The organism is Shewanella sp. SW24, from assembly GCF_025653395.1.
Lineage (GTDB): Bacteria > Pseudomonadota > Gammaproteobacteria > Enterobacterales > Shewanellaceae > Shewanella > Shewanella oncorhynchi.
Map to the genome: position 1 here is coordinate 1 of NZ_JAKKSH010000056.1, position 3,535 is coordinate 3,535.

The 3,535-nt window shown below is 38.5% G+C and carries 3 protein-coding genes and 2 pseudogenes; 1 reads left to right on the forward strand and 4 read right to left on the reverse strand.

What is annotated here, in order from left to right; all coding sequences use genetic code 11:
• Positions 1-234, forward strand: a pseudogene (locus tag L5M17_RS22725) (IS4 family transposase); the annotation flags it as partial.
• Here the strand turns inward: L5M17_RS22725 and L5M17_RS22730 are convergent.
• The 4 genes and pseudogenes from L5M17_RS22730 to L5M17_RS22745 all read right to left on the reverse strand — a co-directional run.
• Positions 213-1,172 (reverse strand): hypothetical protein, encoded by a 960-nt coding sequence (locus tag L5M17_RS22730; protein ID WP_263149273.1) that lies wholly within the window; start codon positions 1,170-1,172, stop codon positions 213-215. The pseudogene L5M17_RS22725 and the gene L5M17_RS22730 overlap by 22 nt on opposite strands.
• A gap of 167 nt (positions 1,173-1,339) precedes the next feature.
• A complete protein-coding gene (gene hutH / locus L5M17_RS22735; protein ID WP_263149274.1) occupies positions 1,340-2,989 on the reverse strand; it encodes a histidine ammonia-lyase in 1,650 nt (549 codons plus the stop codon).
• Between the two features lie 96 nt (positions 2,990-3,085).
• Positions 3,086-3,310: a cytochrome c3 family protein gene (locus L5M17_RS22740; RefSeq protein WP_263149275.1), complete on the reverse strand. Its 225-nt coding sequence runs from the start codon at positions 3,308-3,310 to the stop codon at positions 3,086-3,088.
• A pseudogene (locus L5M17_RS22745) lies at positions 3,307-3,535 on the reverse strand (IS4 family transposase); the annotation flags it as partial. The gene L5M17_RS22740 and the pseudogene L5M17_RS22745, both read right to left, overlap by 4 nt.

Sequence of the window (3,535 nt, forward strand, 5' to 3'; positions counted from 1 at the left end):
TTGATGGTTCAATGCCTGTTGTGGCTAGTTGGTTTACACGCACAGCAACAGGGCTGGGATAAGCATTTTCAGGCCAATACCATTGGGCATCGAACGGTACTCTCAACGATTCGCTTGGGATTGGAGGTACTCAGGCGGCCTGATTATCAAATCACGGAGAAAGAATTGCTGGCGGCCTGGGTATTATTCGCCAATCAGTTGCTCAAATATGGCTATGCTATGGCTGATTTATGAGGGGATCCTTCAGCATCTGGCGTCATTAAACCAAAGTCGTTGTAGAACTTAATGCTACCCCAATCTGTGTTCACGGTTTTGGCAATGTTGATGTTATAGGCTTGGCCCTTAGAGGCAATTTCATACTGCCAGCTCACTACTGACACGCCAATTTTATTGGAGTCGATAGCATCTGCAGCATCATATTCATATTGCATGGCTTGCATTTGTAAATTCCAGCCTTTGTAGCTGCTGTCTAAATGCAATGCTACTGCATAGCGATCGCCATTGTTGCCCGTCTCACTGTTGTAGATTTGGCCATACTGCACAGAGCCACCAAAGGTAGTCGAGCCGCCTTCGTATTCTGTTGTATAAGTTTGGCGCACGTTTAACTGGTTCGTTTCTTCATTATGATATTCAGTGCCATTGATGGTACCGGTATACAAATCGGTCGAATAACGCTTATTCTCGGTCGCACCATATTCAGCACTTTTATAAAATGCAACATCTGTATGCCAACCTTGTTTTTCATATACAAGCTTAAAACCTACGTCAGAGTCATCTTCAAAACCTAAGTAATAGGGCAAACCAAACCACCAACTATTTGATATTAACTCTCGATTACCAAAAGGAACCTTATTAATACCAACTTGAACTTGCAGATCATCATTTACATCATAGAAACCATAGCCATGTTTAATGAAATTCGTTTTTGATGACAGTCTATAATCTGCAGATACCCCCCAGTCCCCTATTTTTCCATTTAACGTTAAAGTTGCAACATCAAAATAAAAATCCCCCCCTTTATCTTTTGAAGCTTGTTCATAATCTCTATAAGCATAGTTCGCTCTAACCGAACCGCCAAATTTAAGCCCTTCATCTGAAACGTCAGCACTAACTCCAAACGCAGACAATCCAATTATTGAAGATATTAAATTACATAATAATTTAGCATTCATCTATCACTCCTAAAGCATTTAATTGCTTGTATTAGATATTAAGTAGAACTAATAAATAACTTTCAGTTACATTGTAGAATAGAGTGCAAAAAACATATACATATACATATACATATACATATCTTGCACCACAATTAATCACTGCATTAATAGTAAGAAATAAAAATTCACTTTACATCATAAGATTTTAGAAATTTAACTCCATTATTTACATCCGGTGTAAATATTCGATCCTTAGAGACAAACGGAACATATTTACGATATTCATGAAGAAACTTACTCGTCCCTCCCCCCATTACTTGGCTATGTTCTTTTGTACGAATATCCATACCTTGTGTTGTATGCAATACCTCATACGAGTATATTTCATAGGCAATGTCAGCAATTTTATCTAAACGATTTGCTATTAAATTTACATTACTAAAGGTTTCTTCAATACCGACAGATGTTGGAACACCATAAATTGAAGCGCTATTTGTCAATGACATTGCTTCAGCATAAATACCTGACATTGACTGTGCAATATTAGCAAAACCATCACCACCAACATTCTCTTTAGAAATTAGATATGTTGTTAATTTAGTACGGTGACTATCATCTAATTGGGTAGTCCGCCACGCAGAGATATGAATAACTTGAGCAAGTGCACGACTAAGCGATTCTAACTGAACAGCTAATTGGGTATTGTCAAAATTTGACCCAGAGTTAACAAAAAAATTTTTCCCACCAACCCGTAAACCATTAACATAGTCGCTATTGCTATACCATAAATCATCTCTTGCATTTGTATGCACTATTGGATTATCTGTCGTATGGTTGATTGCGGTATTAAGTAACTCTTTTGCTTGGCGTAATTCTTCTTTCGCTGCTGCTAAGATTTGACCTGATGATCGGAAGCTTAATGGATCCTGTAAATTTCTTTTCGCATCAAGCTTCCAAAGATATGAGCCTTTTAAATGAGATAAAATAGATTCAGCGGCTTCATGTCCCTGTGGCCATCCTTTTGTATCTACTGTATGCCACAGGAATGGTGAAACGTTGCCATTTAGCGCTTCCAAACTAGAAGCAATAATCACAGATGACAGTTCGAGTAGATGCTCAACTTTCTTCACCGCCGTAATGGATTGTGCTTCGGCAACATTACTATTTGAGAGAATTGAAATACCATCCATTCCAAACGGATGATATTTTTTTAACCCTAACTCTTTACGTACTTCAGCTGAAGAACGACGTTTTCCTTTGTACATCACATCCCACTCACCCATTAAGGATAAACCTATATGAGTCACCATACTCAAATCATTGGCACCTTCTGAGCCTCGAGATGGAATAAGCGGATAAACATCATTGTTGATGTATTCCATATAGGCATTTGCGGCTTCAACACTCATGCCAGTAAAGCTTGCGGCCATCTGATTCAAACGAATAACCATCGCCATTTTAGATTCTGTTTCAGGCAAAAATGGCTCCATACCCGCTGCTTGTATCCGCATTTGCCGTTCATTAAATTTTATAGACTCTGAACGATTTGGTTCACTTTCGACCGAAGCCCCTGCAACACGTTGATCTTTTAGCGCCCCGTAATTAACAGTTAAACCATAGATAGAACGCCCATCTTCAGCAGCATCAATTGGAGCTTTATAAGACGCTCGAATACGTTCCCAACCTTCTTTAGAAATACTAACATCTTCACCTGACTTAGATATTTCCCAAAGTTTATCAACTGTCAATGAAGTGCCATCAAGAGTATAAGTTGCCGCGATGGAAGTCATAGGCAATATGGCTGCTATCACAATAGGTATCATTTTTAATTTCATGTTAAAACGTCCATTAATATTATGTGAGACTTTAAAATCTAATTTGACTTACATATTAAAACCTATTAAATTTCAAATTAATAAGTTAATTAAAAATTATTTTAAGTTTGGAAATTCCACTATATGACAATCATTACATATAGCATGTGATGGTTTGTGCTCTGAATGACATGCTGTACACTCCAATGTATTTCGATAATGAGCAGAATCATGGGGGAATTTATCAAACTTATTTTCTTTAGTTGGAATTTCATCCATAGTGCCATGACATCGAATACAAGAGCTTGAATCTGGTCGTTCAGTACTGAAGGATCCCCTCATAAATCAGCCATAGCATAGCCATATTTGAGCAACTGATTGGCGAATAATACCCAGGCCGCCAGCAATTCTTTCTCCGTGATTTGATAATCAGGCCGCCTGAGTACCTCCAATCCCAAGCGAATCGTTGAGAGTACCGTTCGATGCCCAATGGTATTGGCCTGAAAATGCTTATCCCAGCCCTGTTGCTGTGCGTGTAAACCAACTAGCCACAACAGGCATTGAACC